The sequence below is a fragment of the Pannonibacter sp. SL95 genome (assembly GCF_026672425.1).
GTDB lineage: Bacteria > Pseudomonadota > Alphaproteobacteria > Rhizobiales > Stappiaceae > Pannonibacter.
In genome coordinates this window covers 889,439-912,879 of sequence record NZ_JAPPRC010000004.1, presented here as the reverse complement: position 1 = coordinate 912,879, position 23,441 = coordinate 889,439, and the positions used below count along the sequence as shown (strand labels likewise).

The window sequence follows — 23,441 nt, the reverse complement described above, 5'->3', positions numbered from 1 at the left end:
CTGCTCCAGCGGTGGCAGTCTAGCGCAGGGCTTCTCAATGAGGACGCGGCTCTCGCCGGCGCACAGCTCGTTATCCTCGACGGCACCCCGCAATCTGCCGACACACCGGACATCCTTTGGTGCGGCAGCGAAAGCCTCGCAGCCCAGCAATTCGGGCGCACATTCGCTCAAAGCGCCAATGCCGCCAAAGCCCTTCTTAGCCGTGACTATCGAGGGCTTTGCGCACAAAGCTATTACGACTGCGCGATTGGCGGCATGCCCGTTTTCGATATCGTTTCGGCAGGACGTGCCTTAACGACCTCAACATCCGGCGTCCGCTACCACCGTCTGCTGCTCCCCTACAGCAACGGCCAGGGCGCAAACTACACCCTGTGCTACTCATTTGGCCTCACGACCTCTGCAACTCGAGCAACGGGCTGCGAAGGATCTGCCGGACGCCGGCTGGTGTACAGCCGAGAAAACACAAGTCTTCATATGCCGCTGTTGCAGGAGGCACCTGCCAGCGTAGCGCACTGGAATAGAATTCGGTGAAGCCCCACCGCAGTCCGAGGCCCTTGAATGCATGCTTAGGCACCATCCAGCCATAGATGTATGCTGGCGACCACTTCATGCAACTGATTAGAATACACATGCGCACCAGATGCGCTGCAACGTTACCGCCCGACAACGCCGGATCTACAAACGTCTCGCCGATGTAGACGAATGGCCCTTGCCGCCCGCGCGCAAACGCGGCAGCGTCGTCATGCAGCCGCGCAGGCGCACCATCCACCCCAACGTAGCAACGCCCCCAGAATTCCCGAATATAGCGCTGGAGATCCCAGCCGCCGATATCGTCATATCTGTTCGCAGTCGTGAACAGTACGCGACCATCCGACGCCCAGCCCGAGACGCCAAGAAACCGGCTGGGCGGCAAGGTATTGAGGGACTTTCTGAAATGCTCCCCTGTCCGCCCCTTGTTTGAGGCATCAACCGCCGCCTCAAAATCAATGACCTCGTCGTGCAGGCGAATCTCGGCGACCTCCGCCCCAACAATTGCCGCCTCCAGCGCACTGACCGCACGCGACATTTCCAGCCAGTTGAAACTTTCACTGCGCAAGCTCATCACCCTTCAACCCTCTGCAATTTCTAGCGAGCCCGTCAGCACCGGCCCCGCTCGCCATGTCATCCACAGCGCCGCGTAAATCGCTCGGCTTGACATGCACGCTTTGGCGTGCATTTTAAACGAAGCACGCAACACTATCGTGCGCCGATGCACGCGGATTACCCGCGCGCATCCGTTGGGAGGCATGCATGCGTTATCCGCTCACACCGCTGTCAAAATGCTCGCTGGCCGACGCTATGGCCGCAGCCAGGCGGTGGAGATGCGCACCGGCCGCAGCCAGCTCCCCGGCTGCCAATCGTTCCGCCGGAAACGGGACAGCCAGGTCCGAGGCCCTGCCTGCCACCGTCACGCGAACCGTGGCCACAGCCACGTCACCCTCTTGCACCACGCTGACCAGCTCTGCGGTCAGTTCCCCATCGGCAACTACAAACATGCGTTCTCTCCTTCGCAGGGTGAGAGCCAAAACCTGCGCGGCCGGCTTCACCCCGGCCGCGCAGCCAGACGCTACAGCCCCCGCGTGCACCGCGCCAGCGGTGCCAAGCGGATTTCAACGCCACCCGTTTTGTGATCTCAGAACACCCCGCCGCGCCGCGCCCGCCGTCAGTCATGACGGCGCATGGGGCATGCTGGCAGCGGCCACCTGCGGCCTCGCCACAGGCATCTGCCTGGGCGAGGCCGCCTTTCTCATCCTGCGCACCGGAGCCCTGTGACATGAGCGAACAACCAAGCCTCCCAATCAAGACCGCCCGCAACATTGCGCTTAAGTACGGGTGGGATCAGGTCATCATTGTCGCGCGCAAGGTCGGCGAGCCGGGCCGCGAACACGTTATCACCTACGGGTTCGGCCAGGCCAACTCCGAAGCCGCCGCTCGCGCGGGCAACGCGATCAAGCACCATCTGATGCGCTGGCCGCACGCGCTTTTCAGCAGCGCGCTCCGGGTTGTCGGCGTCGGACGTGACAACGACCACCCGAGGTTTCTGTCCGTCGCTCTCAACACCGTGCCGGACGACGATGACATCAGGATGGTCCACGACATGCTGTGTCCACCGACCCACTCGCCAGCCGAGGTTGATCGCGGCGCCTGAGGAGAGGCTATCGACATGACCCGCACCGCCCTGATCATCCTCGCGCCCATGGCCCTCAGCGCCGCGCTCTGCGTCGCCGCGCTGGTCATCGGCATCACCCGCGCCCGCCGCGCCGCCATCCGCGAGGCCGACCCCTACGCCATCCCCGTCGACGACGCGCACCTCCCGAGCGTCGTCCACACCCCCGGCCGCGTGTCTCCTCCCCGCGCGGCCGGGGCACCGTTCAACCAAGGAGCAAAGTGATGACGACCATCACCGTTGACGCCGAAGTCGACCTGACCGACCTCGACCCGGACGACCTTTTGCTCGCCCTGAGATCCATGCGGGTCATCGACCAGCGCGAGTTTAAAGAGCTGCAGGCGCGCGCGCGCCTCACTCCGGATCAGCGCAAGCGCGATCCGCTCCAGCTCACCATTCGACAGGACGACATGGAGATCGCGCGGGAATGGGCCCTGCGCGGCAACAGGACAGAGACCTGTCAATACCTCGCCCGCGCGCTCGGTCATCCGTTCGACCGCGCCCTGTCCTGATCAACCCGGAGCCAGATGATGACCCCAGCCACCAGCAAAGTCGCCAATGCCGTCGCCACCGAGATCGCCAGCCCCGCGCCGGTCTATCAGGACATCAAGACCCGGCGCGATCCGTGGCCGCGCCTGCTGGAGCACAAGGGCAAGACGCCCGTGCTGCGCCTCGCCAGCTTCGGCGGCGGAATTGACCTGCTGCCCTTCAATGCCATCACCAGCGATTATGATTACGACCTCTACCGCAGCGCCCTGACGCTCGCCCTGTCCTTTGACCATTGGCGCGAGGAAACCCGCTTGGACGCCACCGGCCAGGCGCGCCGCGTGGCCGTGCTGGAAAACCCGTCCGGCGCAGCCGAACACGTCGCTTTCGAGGCTGACATGTTCGACGCTGAGGCCACGGACCGCGCCCCGCGCTACCGGCTGATCGACCGCAAGACCCGCACCCCGATCGACGTGAGCGCGCAGGTCACCGCACTGGAGCCGCGCGCACACGGCCGCACGCACCCCTCACTCGTCCGCCTCACGTTCTCACGGCGCAGCGAATACCTCCTGACCGAACCCCTCTACGGCCTCAAGCCCGGCACAGCCCTCGCCCTCTGGTACGGCTCCCTGCTCTGACCAGCCCCACAAGGATCAAGCATGTCCGCCACCCAGATCACGCCCGACCCACACACCCCAAGCCGCGCCGAATCCCTAATGCGGATCGCGCGGCTCGCCCAGCCGGGCAGCGCACCCCCGTTTGAGGCCGGCGTCAGCCTGCTGACAGCCTTTGTGCTGCTCTGCCGTCAGGAGGATCAGGACCCGGTCACAACCGCAAGCTGGCTGCTGCCGGTCATCACCGCAACCGTCGACACCCACCTCGCCAGCCAGACCGCACAGGCCGAGGCCGCGAGCGCGATCCCCCACGGAGCGAATTGATGACAGACCAGACACCCCAACCCGCCGACGCCCGCACCACGGTCACCCGCGCGATGACCCTGATGCGCGCCGCACAGCTGGTACAGCCACAAAACTCAGGCCAAAACAGCGCAGCGTACTGTTTGTTGACAGCCTTTGTCCTTGCTTGTTCGGCACTGCATATCGACCACGCCGAGTTTGCCTCCGACGCGTGGCACGACATTGCCGCCGACCTCGGTCGCTACAGCCTGCACACCGCGACTCAGGGAGAGGCCGGGCATGCGTGACCGTCCGATCATTTTCAGCGCGCCGATGGTTCGAGCCTTGCTCGACGGCAGGAAGACGCAAACGCGGCGCGTGCTGAAGCCGCTCAAAAGCGACGGACCCGGCTACGTAACGTGGCCGATCTACGCCCGTAAAAATGAGGGGATGCGCCGTTGCGGCTCCAGCACGCAGCCTGATCGCGCAGCGCCCTACGCTGTTGGCGACAAGCTTTGGGTCCGGGAAGCCTTTGTAGTTGGCCACGACATTGACGACGAATTGGGCCGGCCAGTCGGGGAGCAGAAAGTCTGGTTTCGCGCCACTGACAGTCGCTTGACATGGTTCGACCCGGACACGGAAAGCACGCTGGATAATCCGCCGTGGAAGCCATCCATCCACATGCCCCGCTGGGCATCGCGCCTGACGTTGCTGGTGACGGACGTTCGCGTCCAGCTGCTACAGGAGATCAGCGAGGCAGATGCCAAAGCCGAGGGCGTTTGGCGTGATACAAATGGGTGGGTGGATTACCTATTCCCCGGCACACAATGTTGCCCGACTGCTGCCCAGAGCTTTTGCACGCTCTGGGACAGCCTGCACGGCCCCGGCGAATGGGATGTTAATCCTTGGGTGGCAGCCATCAGCTTTAGCGTTCACATCGGCAACATCGACACGCTGGAGCCAGGCCATGCTTGACCGCTCCTCCCCGCCATTGACGCCCTTCAAGGCGTTTTTCACCGACAACACCACCATGGGCATATCGGCCGCCACCGCCGCCTAGGCCCGCAAGATCGCCAACGAGGTCGCCAGCAAGCGCCGCACCCTCGTTACCAAGGTCAAGGTCATCAAGGAGAAAGCCCGTGCCTCTGACTGACAATCCCAGCATCAACCGCCAGCTGGACGACACGACCATGGACCGGATCGACCATGCGCTTGGCAGGCCGCTCGATCCATTGCGCCCGAGCTATCGCAACCACTATGCGACCGACGAGACAGAGGGCTTTGAGCCGCCGCACTGGAGGCAAATCCGCATCATCGGCAGCGATATGCACTGCTACCAGGTCACAGACGCAGGCCGCGCCGCACTCGCCCGCCACCTGCTCCAGCTCGGCAACAAGCAGCGCCTGTTTCTTGTCGCCTTCGACGACATCGAAATCAGCATCGCCGCGGAGTCCCGCGCACAGGCCAGATACACGGCATGGCTGCGCTTCAGCGACAGCTGTCCAGATCTTGGTTTCCGCGCCTTCATGATGCGCGCGCGCTCAGCGCCGCAACACCAGCGCGCGAGGCAGCATGACCGAGACCGAACAGACCGAGCTGCGCCACCAGCTGCGCGAGCTGTCCCGCACCATCGCGCACATGCTGGTAAACAACGAGCCTGTGCGTGAAGCCCTGCTGCAGCAGGTCCAGCTCCTCAATGAGGCCTGGACCATGCCGGCGGCAGAGCCTCAGCCCGGGCGCGGCTTTGATCTGCGCCCGACGCGCCTGCGCCTCCTCGCCTGCGCCGCCGGGCCTGCAAAGCGACGCCGCCGCCGCCGAGGAGATGGACGAGCCATCCAAAGCCGCCGACATCCGCGCCGTCGCAAACGCCATCCTCAACGCCGCCCGCGTGCGCGGCCTCATCCCAAGGGAGTAACCCCCATGACACCAATCCCGCAGATGCACCCGATCGCCCCCGCAGAGAAGCAACACCCCTGCCCCGGCGATTGGAACTGGTGGGCAAGTTATGACGGCGGCGAGAACCTCGCCATTGGCCCCGCCAAAAGCCGCGATGACCTGGTCCGGATGCTGAGATCCGACAGGGGCGGCGAGTACCAGGACGATCAGGGCGGATGGCGCCTCAAAGCCCATATCGGCGAGTACCGAGACAACAATCAAAATCTCGCAGAGTGGCTCGATATCGATGACATGATCGCCTTCGCCGCCGAGCGCATGGACGACAACGACTGCGGAACAGTGGAGGGATTGCCGCATCCAATCGACGAAATCTCACCGGATCAGGAGAGCGAGCTTAAAGCAGCGATCCGCGCGACCGTCCATGATTGGCAGAAACGCCACCGTCTCGCCCTGCGCTGCTGGCAGTTCACGGAAAGTCGGAACTGCGAAACGCTGGACATCCCCGTCGAAATCACCACCCCCACGGAGTAACCCCCATGACCGAGACCAGCGAGATCACCCTCAGCGTCCCGATGCCCGCAGGCGATCAACTCCGCGCGTTCATCGAGCGCATCGAACGCCTCGAGGAGGAAAAGAAAGTCATCTCCGATGACATCAAGGACGTTTATGGCGAGGCCAAGGGCAACGGCTTTGACCCGAAGATCCTGCGCAAGGTCATCTCCCTGCGCAAGAAGCAGCCGCACGAACGTCAGGAGGAGGAGGCCATCCTCGACCTCTACATGACAGCGCTCGGAGGCTGACCGATGACGGCCGCGCTCGATCTGACCAAGGCTGACACACGGCGCATGCCGGTTGCCCCGCGCGGCCTCAACCGGGGCCAGGCGGCACAATATGTCGGCATCAGCGTCACATTGTTCGACCGCCTGGTCGCTGAGGGCGTCATGCCGGCGGCACGGGCTCTTGCAGGTCGGCTCGTTTGGGATATTGTCGAACTGGATCGCCACTTTGACGAGCTGCCCCACGCCAACGGCAACCCGGCCCCGGCGCGGACAGCCCGCCTGCATGACGATTTTGTCGACTGACCACAGGGACGCCATGAAGCGCGAGAAAGGCATCGTCCTCGACAAGGACCGCCACGGCAACCTGCGCTGCTATTATCGCCGCGCCGGCCTGCCCAAGATCCGCCTGCGCGAGCCTTATGGCTCTGATGCCTTTTATGACGAGCTGGCCTGCGCCCGCCTCGGCCAGCCCTATGTCAAGGCCGACACCCGGCCAAAGCCGATGGCGGAAACCGCCGGCAAGGGCACCTACGCCTGGCTGGTGCGCGAATACCTGCGCCGCAACAAGTCTTTGCTGGCAAAAAGCACGCTGGAACAAAAGCGCCGCGTCCTCGACGGCATCGGCGATGAAACCTGTCTCAGCAAGTCCGGCCAGCGCCTCGCCGAAATGGCCTTTGCCGGCCTGCGCTCCTCCCACATCGCCACATTGCGCGACCAGAAGATCGAGGCGCCGGAGGCCGCAAACCACCGCGTCAAGGCGCTGTCGGCCCTGTTCAAGTGGGCGGTCGAGGAAAAGCTCGCGAGCGCCAATCCCGCCGAGACGGTCAAGAAGATCGAAACCGCATCGACCGGTCACCACCCGCTGACCGAGGCGGAGATGCAAGCCTATCTCGACACGCATGGCCCGGGCACCAAGGCCCGCCTCGCCTTCCTGATTTTCCGCTACACATCCTTGCGCGTCTCCGACGTGTCAAAGCTCGGCCGCCAGCACCTCTACTGGACAACGGACCAGGACGCGGACGGCAACGAGATCCGGATCCAGCGCTTTGCCATTCGCCCGAAAAAGACCGCGCGCAAGTCTGGCACCGTCGTCGACATGATCGTGTTGCCGCCGCTCGCAGAGGCGATTGCCGCCCTGCCCGCAGACGGCGGCCATCTCGCCCTGCTGATCAATGACCACGGCAAGCCCTACAGCGAGAAAGGGCTCGGCCAGCGCATGCGCAAATGGTTTGACGAGGCCGGCCTGACCCACTGCTCAAGCCACGGCATCCGCAAGGCCAACGCGGTCACCGCCGCCGAGAACGGCGCCACCGCCGCGCAACTCCTGTCCATGTTCGGCTGGACCCAGCTGCGCCAGGCAGAAGGCTACACCCGCTCTGCCGAGCGCAAGCGCCTTGCCGACGAAGGCGCCCCACGCCTCCTCTCACGCCCGAAAAAAGTGGGACAGCCCCGCCCCTAACCCATTGGAGTTAAACACGGTGCCTTTCGTCCCACACCAGCCTCAACCGGTTGAAAAACCAGCAAAATCCCAGTCCGGCTCGGGCTTCCATCACCGCGCGCAACAGATCAGCCCGAAGGCGCACGCCGAAAACATCCTGCGACTGCGCCTCGGACAAACGCGCCGTTGCGCGGGGCAGCCGGATTGCTTCAGCGCCGGCAAGGGCGTTCGTGTCATCCATGGGAGTCATGCGTCCCGGTTCTCCGGCGAAACGCCAGCCGGGAAGGCAACGCCGCAGCCGCGCGTGCCGCAGGTGGCCCCGGGAACACGGGCCAGGTGCTGCTGCTGATAAGCCTCGGCGAAATAGAATGTCGTATCGAGGCGGATCTCGGTTGTGATCGCCGCCTGATGGCCGGCCCGCACCAGGGCCGCAGCATAGTCCCGGCGGGATGCTTCGGCCACTTCCCGGTCATCCTCCTGTTCAACCAGGATCAGCGAGCGGAACTGCGTGCCGATGTCATCGCCCTGGCGCATGCCCTGGGTCGGGTCATGCCCTTCCCAGAACACGGCGAGGAGACGCTGCAACGGGATCGTCTGCGGGTCATAGATGACCCGCACCATCTCGGCATGGCCGGTCCGCCCGGTCGAGACCTCGTTGCCGGTCGGATTGGGGGTATGCCCGCCGGCATAGCCAACGGCGGTCAGATGGACACCCGGAAGGTTCCAGAACCGTCTTTCCGCGCCCCAGTAGCACCCCATTCCAAACAGGACTGTCCGCATGCCGGATGGAACAGGCGCCGTGAGCGGTCGCCCGAGCACCGCGTGATCGATCTCCGGCAGCGTCGGCACCTCACGACCGGGCAAGGCCTCTGCGGCAGAGGGCACGGTAAACTTCTGGCTCAGCAGACGCATGAAGGACATCGATTGCTCGCTTTCAGACGAGGGCAGCCACCGGGCGGCGACGCATGCCGAGGATCAGCAGCAAGAAGGCAAGCGGCGGGAGCGCCAGCCAGACAGGCCACCCCAGCACGGTCTGGATGACCGGATCCCACAGCAAGGGGCTGACATGGCGCTGGATTGCCGCCTGGCTGATGTTCAGGCTGGCCGGCGACAGTTCGAACCACACCTGTCCGACCGGCGTGAAGGCGAAACTGCCGGCGGCAATCGACTTGCTGCCATCGACAACGGCAGCGACCACGGCCACGCCAAGCAGGAAATAGCCCGACAGCCGCAACAGGGCGCGCAACACGGCAAACATCTGCTCGGTTCCTTTCCATCGGAGAAATCAACCAGCCAAATGGCGAAGCCCGGGCGGGCAAGTCAACCTCTCTGGCCTGGAGTATACCTAGGTTGCCGCGCAGATCGCGGCAATGCACAAGCGCGGCATCAGCTTTTCCCACGGTTTCGCGCCCGTTTGGCAGTCAAGGAACCCGGGCCCGGCCAGAAGCCGGGGGCAAGCGAAAAAAACTTTACAAGAGTTCTTGCGCTCCCCGACTTCCTGAGTATATTCCGCCCACCTCAGGCGGACATCCGCCGAGACGGACAGGTGGCCGAGTGGTTGAAGGCGCACGCCTGGAACGCGTGTATACGGGAAACCGTATCGAGGGTTCGAATCCCTCTCTGTCCGCCATTCTTTCTTTTTATGTATTTGATTTTTAACGATTATATGCAGCGCCTAGCGCTCAGACCCTAAAGCTGTCCCTTAAAATTGATCGGGCATGCAGGTGCCGCCACTAAGAATCAGGAAGGTCTTTGTATCCCGCTACGGTTGGCCCTCAATGCAGCGCCAGCTGGCGCCACTGGGCAGGAGCGGCGTCCCGGTTCTGTTTGAAGCGCTGGCGGCTGATGAGCTAACGCCGCTGATTAAAGTGATTGCAGACTGACCCGTGGACCGCTAAGAACTTCTCTGACGTTTGGATGCGCCGGAAGCTCCAACGCTCGCTTTGTCGTAACGGCAAGTGGCTGCTCGCCACACGGTTGTTTGCCCGGCAGCCGACCTCATTGCAGACACCGTTAAGCGCCAGGTCATGCATCGCGGCGCCATAAAAGCTGAGCTTTTCCGAAGACAATTTGCTCGAATTTTTTCGTGCTAACACATCAGCTTCATGGCGGCAATCAGATCACGACTCTTTGTGACCAACGGTTCCAGAACCTCGCCCTCACGATCCACCTCCCATCACAGATAGTGACGGACGCCGGTGATATTCAAGAAAACCGTTTCGAGGTGCCAGCACCATTTCAAACCGAAGCCAGCAATACGCCTCTCCCTGATCTCACCAGCAATCAGCACCCGACCTGCTCCACCATTAGCGAACCGTCGGACGCCGGATACCGCTGCCTCGCCTACGGAACAGGTCCCCCACTTTGCGAAGCGTCAGCCGAACCCGCAAATACATCATCACTGTAAGATGGTTTATCTCGGGCGAAGTCTTGAAACAGCGGAACGGGTCTAATGTCGTCGTGCGCGCCGCCCCTACGAGGCCGACCCGCCGCTTTCAAACTTGTTAATTCCGAGGGTGCTCATTGCACTGTAAGGTCAAAATCGCCGGTAGAAATCTAACCGATCGCATTGCCAGAACCAGAATTACCTGCTGCAAGCAAGAGGCGGACTGGCCGTCGCTGTCGAAGGCCAGTCGCTCCGATCTCTTGTGCGTTTCACGCTTTATTTTTTGAAGCCATGCTCATTGAGCTCAGTTCTGCTCCAGATTCAGAGAATTCATCAGGCCTAAGACAATTCATATCCAAGAGGCAGAACTTATCTCCATACGCCCCCAAACCGCGCCGCCCGCGAATTCGATCCTGTCAATACCCCAGTTTGCGGTTTCGGAGTACAGTTGTTCGTCCAGCGTTATTGTGTGCCCGGTGCTGTTAACCAGGATCTTGACGTGTTTTCCGACGCGGCTAAATGTCAAATCAGGCGCATCAAGATCCGAAAAGCGCAGGACATCGACATCAACGGTTGAGCCCGTATTGTCATCAATGTAGTCGTTGCCGTCGCCGGAAGCATAGATATAGACGTCACTACCCGCGGCTCCATAGAGCCGATCATCTCCAAGCCCCCCGAAGATAACATCGCTTCCCGTCGTACCGTGAAGCGTATCAGCCCCGCTTGTTCCTCGAAGCCAAGCTGCAGCCTTGATCTGATCACGTCCCCACACAGTGCCCGCTGCGAATTCGATCCGATCGATTCCCCAGTTTGCGGTTTCGGAGTACAGTTGTTCGTCCAGCGTTATGGTGTGCCCGGTGCCGTTAACCAGTATCTTTACGTGTGTTCCGACCCGGCTAAATGTCAAGTCAGGCATATCAAGATCCGTGAAGCGCAGGACATCGACATCAACGGTTGAGCCCGTGTTGTCATCAATATAGTCGTGGCCGTCACCAGAAGCATAGATATAGACATCACTACCAGCAGCTCCGTTGAGCCGATCGTCGCCAAGACGGCCGATGATTACATCACTTCCCGTCGTACCGTGAAGCGTATCAACCCCGTTGGTTCCTCGAAGCCAAGCTGCTGCAGCCTTGATCTCATCACGACCCCACACAGTGCCCCCTGCGAATTCGATCCGATCGATTCCCCAGTTTTCGGTTTCGGAGTACAGTTGTTCGTCCAGCGTTATGGTGTGCCCGGTGCCGTTGACCAAGATCTTGACGTGGCTTCCAACACGGCTGAAAGTTACATCAGCTGCATTGAGGTCCGTTAGGCGCAAAACATCAATTTCTGTTGTCGATCCAGATTCGTCATCAATATAGTCGTGGCCGTCACCAGAAGCATAGATATAGACATCACTACCAGCAGCTCCGTTGAGCCGATCGTCGCCAAGACCGCCGATGATTACATCACTTCCCTTCGTACCGTGAAGCGTATCAGCCCCGTCGGTTCCTCGAAGCCAAGCTGCAGCCTTGATCTCATCACGACCCCACACAGCGCCGCCTGCGAATTCGATCCGATCGATTCCCCAGTTTGCCGTGTCGGAGTGAAGTTGCTCATCCAGCGTAATTGTTTGCCCGGTGCCGTTGACCAAGATCTTGACGTGGTTTCCAACACGGCTGAAAGTTACATCAGCTGCATTGAGGTCCGTTAGGCGCAAAACATCAATTTCTGTTGTCGATCCAGATTCGTCATCAATATAGTCGTGGCCGTCACCAGAAGCATAGATATAGACATCACTACCAGCAGCTCCGTTGAGCCGATCGTCGCCAAGACCGCCGATGATTACATCGTCTCCTGCAGTTCCAGAAAGTGTGTCATTCGAACTTGAACCCCGGATAGCCGCAATAGTATTCAATAGTGCGTCGAGTTGCCCCTCACCACCTCCCAGCACCTGACCATCCATGAAGACAATTTTCTCCACGCCTCCGGCCAGCCTCATCTGATTTTTCAGCGTAATAGAGTTACCTGTTGGGAAAATCCGCATGATGACATCTTGAGATCCACCACCAGGCCGCTCGAAAGTGACCTCTTCCTTCCGCAAGTCCACGAGGTGCAAAATATCGAGATCCGATCCGCCACTATCTTCGTCGATAGTGTCATTTCCATCACCTCGTCGATAGATATAGGTATCGCTCCCTGCGAGCCCTCGCAGGAGATCATCGCCATATCCAGCTCTGATGTCGGCATCATCTCCTGTAGTACCAACAATCGTATCGTTAGAACTTGTACCACCGATGTAAGAAATATTTGCGATAATATCGGACGTAGACCACACAACTCCGGAAGCGAATGAAATTTTTTCAATTGACGGGGCCCAAGCACCAGCTCTATCGCCGATCAAAGTTATTGTTGCATCGACCTGCGATGTCGAAGACGGTGCCAAAATTTGGAGATGAAGATCGAGCCCATTTCGAACAACGACAACGCTCGTTTCAAAAATGTCTGAAAACAAAAGCTGATCGAGCTCGCCCTCAAACTTGCCTTCCACAATCAGATCGTTTCCGTCTCCTCGCGAATAGAGATAGGTATCGTTCCCACCTTTTCCGGCAAGACGGTCATCTCCAAAAGCGCCGCGCAGCTCATCGGCGGTGTTGAAGCCTACCAGGTCATCGTTGCCAGCGGTTGACGCCTGTTGAATTAGTTTTTTTCTGATGTCATCGCGAGTAACTCTTAGAGTCGGACTCGAAAAGCCTTCAACGATAACCGTACCTTGCAAGTCGCCTTGTGATCAGGCGAATGTGGGCGATGATGATCCAAGCCTCTGATGAGGCGATGGACTTTTCGACATCCTTTGCCAATCTGCGGCATCTGCCGAGCCAGGCGAAGGTCCTTTCGACGACCCAGCGGCGCGGTAGGACTTCGAAGCCTTTCGCCTTGTCCGAGCGCTTGATGATCTCAACCGTCCAGCGCCCGATCTTCTTCAGCCGTCGCTTCAGCTTATCGCCCGCATAGCCGCCATCGGCGAAGACGTGCAGCAACCACGGCCACCTGTGGCGGATGGATTTCAGCAGATCGGGAGCGCCATCGCGATCCTGGATATCGGCCCCATGCACCATGAGGCCAACCATCAGGCCGAGCGTATCGACGATGATGTGGCGCTTGCGGCCTTTGGTTTTCTTCCCCGCGTCATAGCCCCGGATACCGCCGCTTTCGGTGGTTTTGACGCTCTGGCTGTCGATGACACCGGCCGTCGGTGAGGCCTCTCTGCCCTCCAGTTCGCGGGCTTCCATAACCAGATGGTGGTTGATGCGTGACCACAGCCCCAACGCCCGCCATTCATAGAAATAGCGCTGGACGGTCGAGCACGGTGGAAAATCCTTCGGCAGCATGCGCCACTGGCAACCGGTCGTAGCGATGTAAAGCAGCGCGTTGACGACCTCACGCAAGTCCGTGGTCCGCGGGCGACCCAGGCGGCGGGGCATGGGCAGAAAAGGCTCAACCAGTGCCCATTCCCGATCTGTCATGTCGCTTGCATAGCGTGCCGTCCGCCGGGCATAGTACCGACGGGTGATTTCGCTCCAGGCCATTCTGAACTCCATCGAATCTCGCAAATCCGAAGGAACCATAACCTGTTGAAATCACCCACCTCTTTTTGAGGCAGCCTCTTAGGCCATCGGCAAACTCGATCGTTTCAATGCCCTGGTCGTGGTATTCATCTAGACCACGCTCGATCTTTATGATCCCTCCGTCTGTCAACCCGCCTGAGCTGTTTGCAATTTCGAGCAACAGATGATCACCATCGCGAGCAAAAGCGGCGCCCGAACTCGTTACACCACGCAAGACGAGCCGGTCATCGCTCCCCCGGTTAGTCTCCTCAATGATTGTGTCATTGCCATCACCGCGCTCGTAAATATATGTATCATTACCGTGCTTGCCGTTCAGAACATCATTGCCCTTTCCTCCGATTAAAGTTTCAGCTGCATTGAAGCCATCAAGCACATCGTCACCAATGGTGCCGGAAATTACATTCAGCAAACCGAGGACATGTTCATAGTTCCAAACCGTCCCATCAGCGAACACGATCTCTTCGATACGATGATATTCTGTCTTGAAGTAATCCTCGACCTTAAGGACATCAGATGAATTCAGCTTCAAATACAGATCATAACCATACTCACCTCCCCGTTGAACGGTCAGATCCGAAACAGCGATACCTGAATTAAATTCAATCCTATCGGGCGCATCGGCAAAAATTGACACTTGAAAATCGTAAATGACGTCTTGCCCGTAACCGAGCCCAAAACGATAGATATCCCCGTGATCGCCACCCTCAAGCCTGTCGTTGCCGGCTCCGCCATCAAGAATGTCGCGCGAGAAGAAACCACGCAAATGGTCATCCTGGTCCGTCGCGCGTAACAGGATCTTTTGTATGTCGTCCGGGACCAGTACTGAGCCGTCAGCAAACTCGAATGTTTCAATTCCCCAGAGACGGCTCCCGCTGATGTTACTGGATACAAACTGCTTTTCGATCTTCAGGCTGCTACCATCAGAAAGCGTAGCGACAAGATCATCACTTCCAGCCGGGCGAGACCAGACGACATCCTTCGAAAGAACTCCTGCCTTGAAAACAACACGGTCGGCTTCATTCGAGAAGATCGAAACCATGTCATCGAACACAACGTCGTTGCCATAGCCCAGGCCAAAGACGTATGTGTCGTTTCCATCCCCTCCGTTCAAATAATCATTCCCAGGACCGCCATCTATGACGTCGTTATAGAACGTGCCAAAAAGTCGATCATCCTGGCCGGTTGATTGCAACAACTTGAGCTGGACGTCTTCGACAGTCCACACGGTTCCATCCGCGAACTCGAATGTCTCTATCTGCCAAAGCCTGTTTCCAAAATTGTTGGCAAAGAACTGATCTTCAATGGTTAATGTGCTTCCATCGAGCAATGTGATCACAAGTGCATTGTCTTTCTCAAATCGAGCCACTCGGACTTGATCTGGCCGCACACCACTCGTGAACACAACCTTGTCGACCTGCTCCGACATTACGTTGTAGTCGAACACATTCTCTCGAATTCGATCATGTCCATATCCCAAGCCAAAGATATACGTATCGTTATCGTTACCTCCAGAGAGTAAATCATTCCCCTTTCCGCCATCCAGAACATCTTCACGGCTAAAACCATAAACAAAATCATCACCATCAGTCTGACTTTGCTTAATGCTCAGATCCATGAGTTGGTTGTGATTGAAGAAATTCAGGCTTCCATTCGGATCCTTAAATTCGAAATGCTCGATCCGGTCGAACCAGCGAGTGCCGAACACACCGGTGTACGCAGCTCTAAACTGGCCGCGGATCTCCAGCTTGTCTGCCGTACCAAAGCTGATCGTGACGTCATGGCTATAGCCGGTGCGCGAAACAACCATTTTTGAATAGTCAAAGCCCTCTTTAAAGAGGATGACGTCTTCATTCCTTGAAAGAATATTATCGAGATTGTCATCGACTACGTCATGGCCATAGCCTGAACCAAAGATGTAGAAGTCGGTGCCGTCACCGCCACTCATCACATCATTGCCGAGACCACCATCCAGATAGTCAGTATGATCCGTACCCGTCAGTTGATCATCGCTATCCATCGGATGCGAGACCGCAAGCGCGATGTCACCTTTTGTCCAGACCGTACGGTTAGCAAAGACGATTTCATCGACACCTTGCGTCGGCAAAACGTTTCCACCAAATGCACTGTAGGCCATCTCATGGAACTGGCCCTTGATCCGGACGGCATCACTTGAGCCCTTGACTTGCAAAATCAGGTCAAGTCCCTCGCGCGTCGCATAGATGTCTTCAGGGTTCAGATGGGCGAACCTGATGACATCATAGCTATCTCCTGATTGCTGGAAGTCATCGATAACGTCATTTCCAAAATTCTTGCCGATAACATAGACGTCTCCACCGCCCTGACCTTTCGCGACGTCGTCTCCGGTCGACATGAAGAACATCTGTCCGGTTGAACTGCCTGTGCGCGTCCCTGTGCCGAAATCAACAATTCCGCCAGGAATACCGAGCGCTCCGGCTGCATCCTGCAAGCTGACGGACAACCCGACATTTTCATAAGCCGCAACTATGTTGGTGAACAAGAACGGATAGCTGACTTCGCTGGACCCCGGTCGATCGTAGTCTGCCAAGAATGCATTCAGCACCGTTCCCCAAGAGGCGAGCCATTCCTGCGCGCCTTCGGCATCGCCAGGTGCCGCCCGGAAGACCGCTTCAAAAAGAGGCACCAACTCACGCGGCGTCGTTGCAACAAACTTGTCTTGTTCAGTGACAAACTCGATACCGACAAAGTATGGCTTCAACCCACCCTGGATCGCAAGACGCAACGCCAGTTGGTCCAAGACGCGTTCTGAAGTCTCGAGCAGGCTGCCGAGTGCCTGAACTGCACCGTTGTTCAACGAGTTTGGATTGTCTACTGGAATGTCTTCCCCGATGTAACGCTCGAGGAAGTCAAGCTGAGAACCAGGGATGATCTGCCAGGCTCCTTCGTTTGCCAAAGTGAATTGCGATAGGACATCATCAAGGTCAGGATGCTTGATAATAATTCCATCTTTGCTTTGAACTTCGCTCCCCGTAGCGCGACGCCAGAAGGTCATGCTTACGATCGATCCGTCCGCCTGTTGGACGTTTTCGGTAACCTGAACTGCAAAGTCGATGACGGTCAGCTTGCCCCCAGCACGGAGGAGAAGAACCGGCACATCCGGATTGCCTGCTGAGGCAGCATGGGGCGGCGGCGCATCAACCCATGCTTCGAGGATATCGAACGCGCGTTCGCGCAGGGTCTCAAGGTCAGGAACGTTCAAGGTAGGAAGAACGGCCGCAACGGTACTTGCCAAGTGGCCATTCGCGCCCTGCAGGGTCATGGCCACATGAAGATCGGTCAGCGTTCCATGTCCCTTGAGGTTCGGCAGCGTTGCCGCAATGATGGGATTAACCGACTTGTCGCCAGCATAGGTCGTATCGTAGTTGTTGATCTGGAACTCGATGTCCCCAACCTTACCTGAACGGCCATCGGCGTAGGTAAATGTGCCCGTCCGTGCGACCGTGTTCAGCGCATTGAGGCGACCGTCGGTTGTTGCAGTCAAACCGATGGAAGCGATACCAAGACTGGACAGGGTACTCAGCTCGCCATCATTTGTAACACCATCCTGATTTAGGTCGCGCCAGACGCGCAGCTGAGAATAGACCTGATCATCCGCATTGATCACCCCATCCTTGTTGGTGTCATGGGTCGCCAGCTCGGAGAAACCGGAAACACGCGCGCCGCCAAACAATTCGCTGATATCGTCAATCTTGCCGTTGCCATTTGCGTCAAGCGCAAGAAGGCCATCATCCGGACGCACCCAACCCGTAAATTCAAGGAACCCATCGCCGTCCATATCGAACTTTGGACCGACACCTGTGACCCTTGCTGTCAGTTCGAGACCGTCGCCGTCAAGATCCAAGACGAGCGGATCGGTACCACCTGCGTAGTTCTCATCGAAGAACTCCTTGAGCGTTGCGCGCATGAAGTCCCACATCGCTTGGACAGCCGCTTTGGAAATGCTCGGCGCTGTTTCCATGATCTGCCAGACGTAGATTTCGATCTCGCCAACGCGAATACCAGCGGTCAGCTGGTCGGTCGGTGCCGTAGGGCTCCTGTTGCCATTTGCAAAGTAAACAAAGCTCTCCTCATCGCGTTCCGACGAGAACACGTCGCCAACAAGCAGCTCACCATCCTTGTTGAACCCGACCTTGATCAGCCCAGCCTTGCCATAAGCATAGTCACTCTCGGACCCGGCATATCGAATGTACGTTCCGGCAGCGTTGAGCACGCCATAGACGAAAAGTTCGTCATAACCATCGGCATCGGTCACGAGGGAGCCGCGGATGAAGCCAAGGCTATCGGCGTCGGCCTCTCCGCCTGGCCCGGTGTGAATGACGGATCCGGTCCCGGCCCAGAACAAGACGTCCTGGCCAGCGCCAAGGTGGATCTCGGCTGCACCGACAGAAATAACCCAGTCGTCACCGGCACCGGCGTCGACGGTCATTTCCTCGCGTTCCTGGCCGTAGGTCTGGCCGTCACCAGGTTCAACGCTGTTTTCCGCGTAGATGAAATCATCGCCGTCGCCGGCACGAACGGTGCCCTTGCCGATGTGGAAAATCCAGTCTTCGCCGGCCCCCGTGTCAATCTCGGCTTCGCCGTCGCCACGCGCCCAGATCAGATCGCTTTCACCGCTGCCACTGACAGCCAGCACGCCATTGGCGCTGGTCGTTGCCTCGGTCGTATCGACGATGATGAATTCCTTGAAGCCTGCAGCCGAGGCGGCCGATTGCAGGGCAACATTCACCAGATCGAGGATCACCTCGGCAGCTTGTCCAATGGCGTCCTTCAGGCCCCATTCGGGGAACACGGCATCCAGAATTTCAATGGTGAGCTGAATGATTTCGACGGCATCGGCCGCTTCGAGGCCGAGCCGGATTGCGGTGCCGACTCCCCCGGTCGCAACCGTCAGCACGGCCGTTTCGAAGGCCAGCTGCGTCACGCTGGTGGCCAGATCACCAGCGAGATTCTTGGCAAAATCAAGATCCAGCTGTTCCAGCAACTCGCTGGCAGAGGCATCCGTTGCGCCGACAACCTGAACCGCAGCAATCACGGATGTGGCGAGCACAGCGGCAATTGCCACCTTCGGGTCGCCAAGCTTGCCAGTGATCGCATCGAGCTTGCCGGGTGTCTTGGGATCGGCAGTGCCGCTCAGCGTCTGGCCGGTGCCTTTTGACGTGAGATCGAGGGCCGTTTCTTTCAAGGCATCAATCTGACTGGCTGAGAGCCCGATGCCATTGTAGGTCGTCATCCCGACGTCTTGCGCTGCCTTCAGCTTGAGCAGGACGGTATCAAGGCCAGTCTGCCGGACCTTTCCAGTATCCGGTAGCGGATCGTTGAATTTGACAGCGGCATTCAGCTTCGCTCCATTGATGAAGACATCTGTATTCTCAATGTTGCTAAGCTGGTCTAACCCTTTCTTCTTAAAGTGTTCGTCAAAAAACTCCTCATCGCCCAAAGGTTTGCCATTTGCATCCTTTGCGCGTGGATCACCATTGTTCACGAAAATCTTCGGTTGTTGGATCTTGCCATCTGCATCGATTTGCGCTGTCAACCCATCCTTGTAAAAATATTGCAAGGACGCAACTTTTTTCTGGAGCTCGGCAAGTGTCTTGCCTTGTCGTAAGTTACCAGTTGCATCGAAAAACTCTTTTTCCAGTTGGTCCAGATGCCCCTCGACGAGGCGGGTATAGGCTGGATGCTTGCCGGAATGTGCGCCATCGTTACCCTCAAAGGCAGCCAACGCGTCCGCATGCGCACCTTTACTCCCCAGTGTCGCGGGCAAGCGGATAAGATTGCTTGGGTCATCGATATCATACCCAAGCACATCGAAGATTTTGTGATCGGCCAACTGTCGAGGGAAGACATGATGTAGTTGAGTCTTATTCAAGGTGGTCATGCCCAAAACCCTCATCTTGCAATCGAACGAATAGAACCGGCGTCAACGTTTCTTCACATCACAGTCCGAGCCGTGCTCTGTATTCAAGGACCTCGATCTTCGAACGGGTGTTCGAGTACCAGGCCTCGGGCTCGTGACTGGCCTCCCAGTCGAGCATCGGCTTGATCTGCTCCTCGGCAATCCAGGGGATATCCAGCTCCGGGTACTGCGCGAATCTGAAAAATCGGATCTTGCGCGCCCTCAGCTCTGCGTAGAACGCGTCGGAGACGTAGATCTTGCCGTGCTGCCACAGATAATCGCCAACCCAGAGATGATGCCCTGCGATGGCCGGACGGCTGAACACCAGTTGAGAATCGAAGGAGATAGAACTCTCAGGCCGTCCCTCCGGTATCTTTTCAGATCCCCAGGAAAGCCCGCTTTCAGCAACAAGAACAGCATCGAGCCTGACGAGACAGTTGAAGATGTAATAGGGATCAGGGAGAGGAACGCCATTCTTGTCGCGCAGCGCCAGCGGAAAGAACTGGTGCACGCCAGGTTCGAACTCTTCCACCAGGTCCTTGAACCGCTGGTGCACCGCATTGCTCGCTGGCATGGGAAACACATCCGGCACACGGCCTCGGCTGGCCTGATAGCCACTCTTGGGCATGAATTCCGGATCTTTCCAGATTCCTCCGCTCCAACCAAACCCTGAAGATCCGACTGCGGGATACTTGTCCGCGTTTGCCTGGCGCTCCTCACGCGTCATGTCGAATTTGAATCCAGGAACCGAATAGTCCGAGAACATAAGCTTGACAGAATAGACCATCATGACCTCCCGCGTTTGCCAAAGGCGGGCTGTGTCTTGCCACTTGCCTGGTGTGCGGCGGCGGGCTGCTGTGCGGGGGCCGGGGCCACGACCTCCAGCTGCAACTGCATCACCGGACCACGGTGGACCAATCCTCGATCCAGCAGCCGCACGCGAAGGATCCCGCTCGTGCTTTCGCTCTCGCCAAGCGTGTCACCGTCCTTGATCTTCGCCTCATAGACCAGCAGATACAGCAAGGTGGTGTAGATCTTCTGCGCGATATCGGCGTTGGTCATGGCCGAGGGCAGAAGTTCGATCTCCCGGCCAATGAAGTCCGTTGCGCCGACCGAAACGGCACCGAAGCGATCATGGCCATCCGTGTCCGGCTGAACGAACCACTGCAGGCTCACCCAGTTCGCAACCGGCAGCTCCTTTTCCAGCAAACTCCGCGCGGCATCGTCGAGAGCCGACGGCGGCATCAGGATTTGCCCGGAAAGCCAATAAGCGGCGCTCGCCGCCAGCGGCCCCTGTGCCGCAGCTGCAACGAGTGTCGTGATCGTGGCAAAAAGCACGGCCTGGCTGTTGTCCTTGCCCTGGTTCAGGCAGGCGACAATCACATGCGCGCGGTGTGTCTCAGCGCTCTTCTTGACTTCCGGCCGGGACGAAGCCGTCGGCAAGGCGCGCGCCAGACTTTCCCCATCGACCGGAAATGCCATCGGCACAAGGCTGACCACAGCCGGCCCGACCTGAAGCAGGACCGGCTCGTCACCTGAACCATCCTGCAGCAAGGCTGCCGGCAACCCAAGCGGCTGCACACGCGCCCGGACAGCCTCAAGCAAATGCTGGCCCGAAACTGCGCGCGGCCCTGGTTGTAAAAGGGAACAGACAAAACGATCAGACATCAGCTTGCTTTCCTGTTTGGACGCAGCCTGTGAGGCGGCAGATTGGATAGGTCAGAGCCAGAAACGCTGGTGGCAGCGTCGCTTGACACACCTCAATACCGCTTCAGCGCGCGCCCTCCCAGCACTTCCGTGGCCAGCTTCTCTGCAAGCCGCTGCTGCAGCTCGGCAGGCCCGACGCTGACAACCAACCAGCAGATATCGCCGCTCTTCCAGTCCTGCGGCGTCAGGCGCGGCGGAATTCCGGCCTGTTTCTGCGCCTCAAGCTTCGCATCGACATCCGGCGACACCGTTGCCCACAGCCCAAGGCCGACCGGAAGTGTCACACCCTCGCGATCCTTGACCTTGCCTCGGGCGCTGACAATCTGTTGCAAACTCAACGGCGGCAGCAAAAGCCACTCAAGGTCGGCCAGAGAGGCGTGGCGCCAACGCGGATCACGCATCAGCAAAGTGACCATCTCCCCCAGCCCTTCATGCAAGGCACGAATCACCTGGAGCGGTGGCTGCGCGCCGGAGCCGGCCGGCCCTGTTCCAGTGGCGAAGGAAGGGCGCGCCACGGAATCAGCCTCGCCCGGCCGCACGCCTTGCCCCGTCTCGATATCCGTTACGTCAGAAGTTAGACCGCCCATTTGCCCCAACCCTGTACCGCCTTGGTTGCAGTGCCTCGCCTGTCAGGATCACGGTGGCAAAGACATCGCCTACCGGATCATTCAACATGACAAAAATCACAAGTCAGGAATTCCGGATAGCATCATCTCTGGGAAGGCGCAGCCCGCAGCCTATCCACAACCAAAACACAATCTTGCGCTGAACTTGAGGAGGCTCGAACGCCGATCCATGGGCCGGGACCGCGACCAATGGCGGGCGCTATGGCCCGAGAACTCCGGTCAATGACTACCGCTGGCAGGGTTCAGGCGTCAGAAGTGTCGCCCCTCGCGCTTTGGCCGGCAGACACGGACAAGACGGGGCAAGCACCAGCGCCCGGCGCTGGCCGGACCTGTTCCGTCCGTCAAAGCTTACCGGCCTTGACTGCTTGATTGGCCGCTTCGGCAAAGGACACAGGGATGGCCACGTTCTCGAAAAGCCCCCCTTCCCCTCCCGGGCCGGTTTCGAGCTTCGGCAATAGCGCCGCCACGGCCTTGGGCGAGTCAGATGGTGCCTTGCCGCTTCCGCATACGCAGCGGATGTGCCCGCGCCTGAGCCGCCTGGGACCATGGCCCATAGGGCTCTAGCCCCTTCAATCCGGAAAGCCACCGTTCAGGGCAAACTCGACTTCTTCCCTTTCCTTCTCGGTCAGCATGGAAGGAGAAAACACTTCACCCTCTGAAACAGCAAGAAACGGCGTCAGATCCCAGTCAATTCGACCTTCGCTGAAGGCTTTTCCTATCATCTCTGTTGCTTGGGCATCAGCGTCATTTCGCCCAATGAATTTTTCATTCTTGTAGAAGGAATTATAGGCGTTACGCCCAATCAGCTCGAACATTGCCTGAACGTAGGGATCTGAGTCATTCATTGCATCCAGATCTTCGCCCAGATGCCAAAGAACATCGACACCATAGGTCGAGACCCAAAAAATATCCTGAGCTGTTCCCCGGTCGCATTCCGGCTGGGCAGCAATCCACTCCAGGGGCTCGATACCGTTGTCCCAGTTCCAGTGACTTGCGATTGCATGCCAGACTTCTGATCTCTGATCAGCCAGCCACTCAATGATGCTGGAATAGGTCTTTTCCATATTGGTACCCTTTGCTGTCCGACAACCGGTCGCATCCTCTCGCCTTGCATCTCAGGCAGGACGGCCCCCCGTTTTCAGCCAGATCAGGTGCCTTGAGTCAACCTGATGAAGACCGCCGATAAGCGATGTCAGACAACAGGACGAATGTTTGCCTCCATGGTCAAACAGAGTGGCGACGCTGATTTGCAAGGGAGCGCATTGAATGGCCACCAAAAGGTGAAATGCGCTGGAGGACGAAGCGAAGTCAGGCGCTGGCAATCGCGATACGATTGGCGCACGAATGGCCGAAACGATCAAACGAGGCATATTGGCGTGCGCCGCCGCGTCCTACCGAGCTTGGCGAACGCCGTTTCCAAGTTTTCTTTTGTGCCCATGCATTCTCAGCAAAAGAGCCTGCGCTTGAACCTGATG

General features: G+C 58.7%; 23 protein-coding genes and 1 tRNA gene. 13 read left to right on the top strand and 11 right to left on the bottom strand.

Going from position 1 to position 23,441, the window contains the following annotated elements:
* Positions 1 to 388: 388 nt before the first annotated feature.
* Together OVA12_RS14920 and OVA12_RS14915 are read right to left on the bottom strand one after the other, a co-directional pair.
* Entirely contained in the window at positions 389 to 1,102 is a 714-nt protein-coding gene (locus OVA12_RS14920; protein ID WP_268133699.1) for a hypothetical protein, read from the bottom strand.
* 193 nt (positions 1,103 to 1,295) lie between these two features.
* A complete protein-coding gene (locus OVA12_RS14915; protein ID WP_268133700.1) occupies positions 1,296 to 1,535 on the bottom strand; it encodes a hypothetical protein in 240 nt (79 codons plus the stop codon).
* A 278-nt stretch (positions 1,536 to 1,813) separates the two neighbouring features.
* Here OVA12_RS14915 and OVA12_RS14910 point away from each other — a divergent pair, with 278 nt between their 5' ends.
* From OVA12_RS14910 to OVA12_RS14855, 12 genes are all read left to right on the top strand, one after another.
* Complete coding sequence (locus tag OVA12_RS14910) at positions 1,814 to 2,188, top strand: hypothetical protein (protein WP_268133701.1); 375 nt, start codon at positions 1,814 to 1,816, stop codon at positions 2,186 to 2,188.
* A 15-nt stretch (positions 2,189 to 2,203) separates the two neighbouring features.
* Entirely contained in the window at positions 2,204 to 2,431 is a 228-nt protein-coding gene (locus OVA12_RS14905) for a hypothetical protein (RefSeq protein WP_268133702.1), read from the top strand.
* Positions 2,431 to 2,718: a hypothetical protein gene (locus OVA12_RS14900; protein WP_268133703.1), complete on the top strand. Its 288-nt coding sequence runs from the start codon at positions 2,431 to 2,433 to the stop codon at positions 2,716 to 2,718. The genes OVA12_RS14905 and OVA12_RS14900 overlap by 1 nt, the downstream gene beginning before the upstream one ends.
* An 18-nt stretch (positions 2,719 to 2,736) precedes the next feature.
* Entirely contained in the window at positions 2,737 to 3,330 is a 594-nt protein-coding gene (locus tag OVA12_RS14895; RefSeq protein ID WP_268138634.1) for a hypothetical protein, read from the top strand.
* A 21-nt stretch (positions 3,331 to 3,351) separates the two neighbouring features.
* Positions 3,352 to 3,630, top strand: coding sequence for a hypothetical protein (locus OVA12_RS14890; protein WP_268133705.1), 279 nt, complete (start codon positions 3,352 to 3,354; stop codon positions 3,628 to 3,630).
* Positions 3,630 to 3,896 (top strand): hypothetical protein, encoded by a 267-nt coding sequence (locus OVA12_RS14885; RefSeq protein ID WP_268133706.1) that lies wholly within the window; start codon positions 3,630 to 3,632, stop codon positions 3,894 to 3,896. Before OVA12_RS14890 ends, OVA12_RS14885 begins: the two co-directional genes overlap by 1 nt.
* Entirely contained in the window at positions 3,889 to 4,563 is a 675-nt protein-coding gene (locus OVA12_RS14880) for a hypothetical protein (protein WP_268133707.1), read from the top strand. Before OVA12_RS14885 ends, OVA12_RS14880 begins: the two co-directional genes overlap by 8 nt.
* A 215-nt stretch (positions 4,564 to 4,778) precedes the next feature.
* A complete protein-coding gene (locus OVA12_RS14875; RefSeq protein ID WP_268138632.1) occupies positions 4,779 to 5,255 on the top strand; it encodes a hypothetical protein in 477 nt (158 codons plus the stop codon).
* A complete protein-coding gene (locus tag OVA12_RS14870) occupies positions 5,161 to 6,015 on the top strand; it encodes a hypothetical protein (protein ID WP_268138630.1) in 855 nt (284 codons plus the stop codon). Before OVA12_RS14875 ends, OVA12_RS14870 begins: the two co-directional genes overlap by 95 nt.
* A gap of 5 nt (positions 6,016 to 6,020) precedes the next feature.
* On the top strand, positions 6,021 to 6,284 hold the full coding sequence (locus OVA12_RS14865; RefSeq protein WP_268133710.1) for a DUF2312 domain-containing protein: 264 nt from the start codon (positions 6,021 to 6,023) through the stop codon (positions 6,282 to 6,284).
* Positions 6,285 to 6,287: 3 nt separating this feature from the next.
* Entirely contained in the window at positions 6,288 to 6,566 is a 279-nt protein-coding gene (locus OVA12_RS14860; protein WP_268138628.1) for a helix-turn-helix transcriptional regulator, read from the top strand.
* Positions 6,547 to 7,722 carry a tyrosine-type recombinase/integrase gene (locus OVA12_RS14855; protein WP_268138626.1) on the top strand — a complete coding sequence of 392 codons (1,176 nt, stop codon included), beginning with the start codon at positions 6,547 to 6,549 and terminating at the stop codon, positions 7,720 to 7,722. The genes OVA12_RS14860 and OVA12_RS14855 overlap by 20 nt, the downstream gene beginning before the upstream one ends.
* 225 nt (positions 7,723 to 7,947) lie before the next feature.
* Here OVA12_RS14855 and msrA read toward each other — a convergent pair whose 3' ends face one another.
* Positions 7,948 to 8,622: a peptide-methionine (S)-S-oxide reductase MsrA gene (gene msrA / locus OVA12_RS14850; protein ID WP_268138624.1), complete on the bottom strand. Its 675-nt coding sequence runs from the start codon at positions 8,620 to 8,622 to the stop codon at positions 7,948 to 7,950.
* A 13-nt stretch (positions 8,623 to 8,635) separates the two neighbouring features.
* Positions 8,636 to 8,959, bottom strand: coding sequence for a hypothetical protein (locus OVA12_RS14845; RefSeq protein WP_268138622.1), 324 nt, complete (start codon positions 8,957 to 8,959; stop codon positions 8,636 to 8,638).
* A gap of 282 nt (positions 8,960 to 9,241) precedes the next feature.
* Here OVA12_RS14845 and OVA12_RS14840 point away from each other — a divergent pair.
* Positions 9,242 to 9,331: transfer RNA gene (locus tag OVA12_RS14840), tRNA-Ser, on the top strand.
* Positions 9,332 to 10,436: 1,105 nt separating this feature from the next.
* On the opposite strand, the gene OVA12_RS14835 is transcribed toward OVA12_RS14840, so the two are convergent.
* The 7 genes from OVA12_RS14835 to OVA12_RS14805 all read right to left on the bottom strand — a co-directional run bounded on the left by OVA12_RS14835 (position 10,437) and on the right by OVA12_RS14805 (position 23,030).
* Positions 10,437 to 12,848 carry a calcium-binding protein gene (locus OVA12_RS14835; RefSeq protein WP_268138620.1) on the bottom strand — a complete coding sequence of 804 codons (2,412 nt, stop codon included), beginning with the start codon at positions 12,846 to 12,848 and terminating at the stop codon, positions 10,437 to 10,439.
* Positions 12,826 to 13,659, bottom strand: a complete 834-nt coding sequence (locus OVA12_RS14830) for an IS5 family transposase (protein ID WP_268138618.1) — start codon at positions 13,657 to 13,659, stop codon at positions 12,826 to 12,828. Before OVA12_RS14830 ends, OVA12_RS14835 begins: the two co-directional genes overlap by 23 nt.
* Positions 13,568 to 19,615, bottom strand: coding sequence for a calcium-binding protein (locus OVA12_RS14825; protein ID WP_268138616.1), 6,048 nt, complete (start codon positions 19,613 to 19,615; stop codon positions 13,568 to 13,570). The genes OVA12_RS14830 and OVA12_RS14825 overlap by 92 nt, the downstream gene beginning before the upstream one ends.
* Before the next feature lie 58 nt (positions 19,616 to 19,673).
* Positions 19,674 to 20,420: an imm11 family protein gene (locus OVA12_RS14820; RefSeq protein WP_268138614.1), complete on the bottom strand. Its 747-nt coding sequence runs from the start codon at positions 20,418 to 20,420 to the stop codon at positions 19,674 to 19,676.
* Positions 20,420 to 21,301, bottom strand: coding sequence for a DUF4261 domain-containing protein (locus OVA12_RS14815; protein WP_268138612.1), 882 nt, complete (start codon positions 21,299 to 21,301; stop codon positions 20,420 to 20,422). Before OVA12_RS14815 ends, OVA12_RS14820 begins: the two co-directional genes overlap by 1 nt.
* Positions 21,302 to 21,393: 92 nt before the next feature.
* Positions 21,394 to 21,879 (bottom strand): toxin-activating lysine-acyltransferase, encoded by a 486-nt coding sequence (locus OVA12_RS14810; protein WP_268138610.1) that lies wholly within the window; start codon positions 21,877 to 21,879, stop codon positions 21,394 to 21,396.
* A 656-nt stretch (positions 21,880 to 22,535) separates the two neighbouring features.
* A complete protein-coding gene (locus OVA12_RS14805) occupies positions 22,536 to 23,030 on the bottom strand; it encodes a DUF4274 domain-containing protein (protein ID WP_268138608.1) in 495 nt (164 codons plus the stop codon).
* Positions 23,031 to 23,441 lie beyond the last annotated feature (411 nt).

Bases quoted from the DNA above. Each gene is read 5' to 3' on its own strand.
- OVA12_RS14920 (WP_268133699.1), bottom strand. From the start codon at position 1,102: ATGAGCTTGCGCAGTGAAAGTTTCAACTGGCTGGAAATGTCGCGTGCG.
- OVA12_RS14915 (WP_268133700.1), bottom strand. From the start codon at position 1,535: ATGTTTGTAGTTGCCGATGGGGAACTGACCGCAGAGCTGGTCAGCGTG.
- OVA12_RS14910 (WP_268133701.1), top strand. From the start codon at position 1,814: ATGAGCGAACAACCAAGCCTCCCAATCAAGACCGCCCGCAACATTGCG.
- OVA12_RS14905 (WP_268133702.1), top strand. From the start codon at position 2,204: ATGACCCGCACCGCCCTGATCATCCTCGCGCCCATGGCCCTCAGCGCC.
- OVA12_RS14900 (WP_268133703.1), top strand. From the start codon at position 2,431: ATGACGACCATCACCGTTGACGCCGAAGTCGACCTGACCGACCTCGAC.
- OVA12_RS14895 (WP_268138634.1), top strand. From the start codon at position 2,737: ATGACCCCAGCCACCAGCAAAGTCGCCAATGCCGTCGCCACCGAGATC.
- OVA12_RS14890 (WP_268133705.1), top strand. From the start codon at position 3,352: ATGTCCGCCACCCAGATCACGCCCGACCCACACACCCCAAGCCGCGCC.
- OVA12_RS14885 (WP_268133706.1), top strand. From the start codon at position 3,630: ATGACAGACCAGACACCCCAACCCGCCGACGCCCGCACCACGGTCACC.
- OVA12_RS14880 (WP_268133707.1), top strand. From the start codon at position 3,889: ATGCGTGACCGTCCGATCATTTTCAGCGCGCCGATGGTTCGAGCCTTG.
- OVA12_RS14875 (WP_268138632.1), top strand. From the start codon at position 4,779: ATGGACCGGATCGACCATGCGCTTGGCAGGCCGCTCGATCCATTGCGC.
- OVA12_RS14870 (WP_268138630.1), top strand. From the start codon at position 5,161: ATGACCGAGACCGAACAGACCGAGCTGCGCCACCAGCTGCGCGAGCTG.
- OVA12_RS14865 (WP_268133710.1), top strand. From the start codon at position 6,021: ATGACCGAGACCAGCGAGATCACCCTCAGCGTCCCGATGCCCGCAGGC.
- OVA12_RS14860 (WP_268138628.1), top strand. From the start codon at position 6,288: ATGACGGCCGCGCTCGATCTGACCAAGGCTGACACACGGCGCATGCCG.
- OVA12_RS14855 (WP_268138626.1), top strand. From the start codon at position 6,547: ATGACGATTTTGTCGACTGACCACAGGGACGCCATGAAGCGCGAGAAA.
- msrA (WP_268138624.1), bottom strand. From the start codon at position 8,622: ATGTCCTTCATGCGTCTGCTGAGCCAGAAGTTTACCGTGCCCTCTGCC.
- OVA12_RS14845 (WP_268138622.1), bottom strand. From the start codon at position 8,959: ATGTTTGCCGTGTTGCGCGCCCTGTTGCGGCTGTCGGGCTATTTCCTG.
- OVA12_RS14830 (WP_268138618.1), bottom strand. From the start codon at position 13,659: ATGGCCTGGAGCGAAATCACCCGTCGGTACTATGCCCGGCGGACGGCA.
- OVA12_RS14825 (WP_268138616.1), bottom strand. From the start codon at position 19,615: ATGACCACCTTGAATAAGACTCAACTACATCATGTCTTCCCTCGACAG.
- OVA12_RS14820 (WP_268138614.1), bottom strand. From the start codon at position 20,420: ATGGTCTATTCTGTCAAGCTTATGTTCTCGGACTATTCGGTTCCTGGA.
- OVA12_RS14815 (WP_268138612.1), bottom strand. From the start codon at position 21,301: ATGTCTGATCGTTTTGTCTGTTCCCTTTTACAACCAGGGCCGCGCGCA.
- OVA12_RS14805 (WP_268138608.1), bottom strand. From the start codon at position 23,030: ATGGAAAAGACCTATTCCAGCATCATTGAGTGGCTGGCTGATCAGAGA.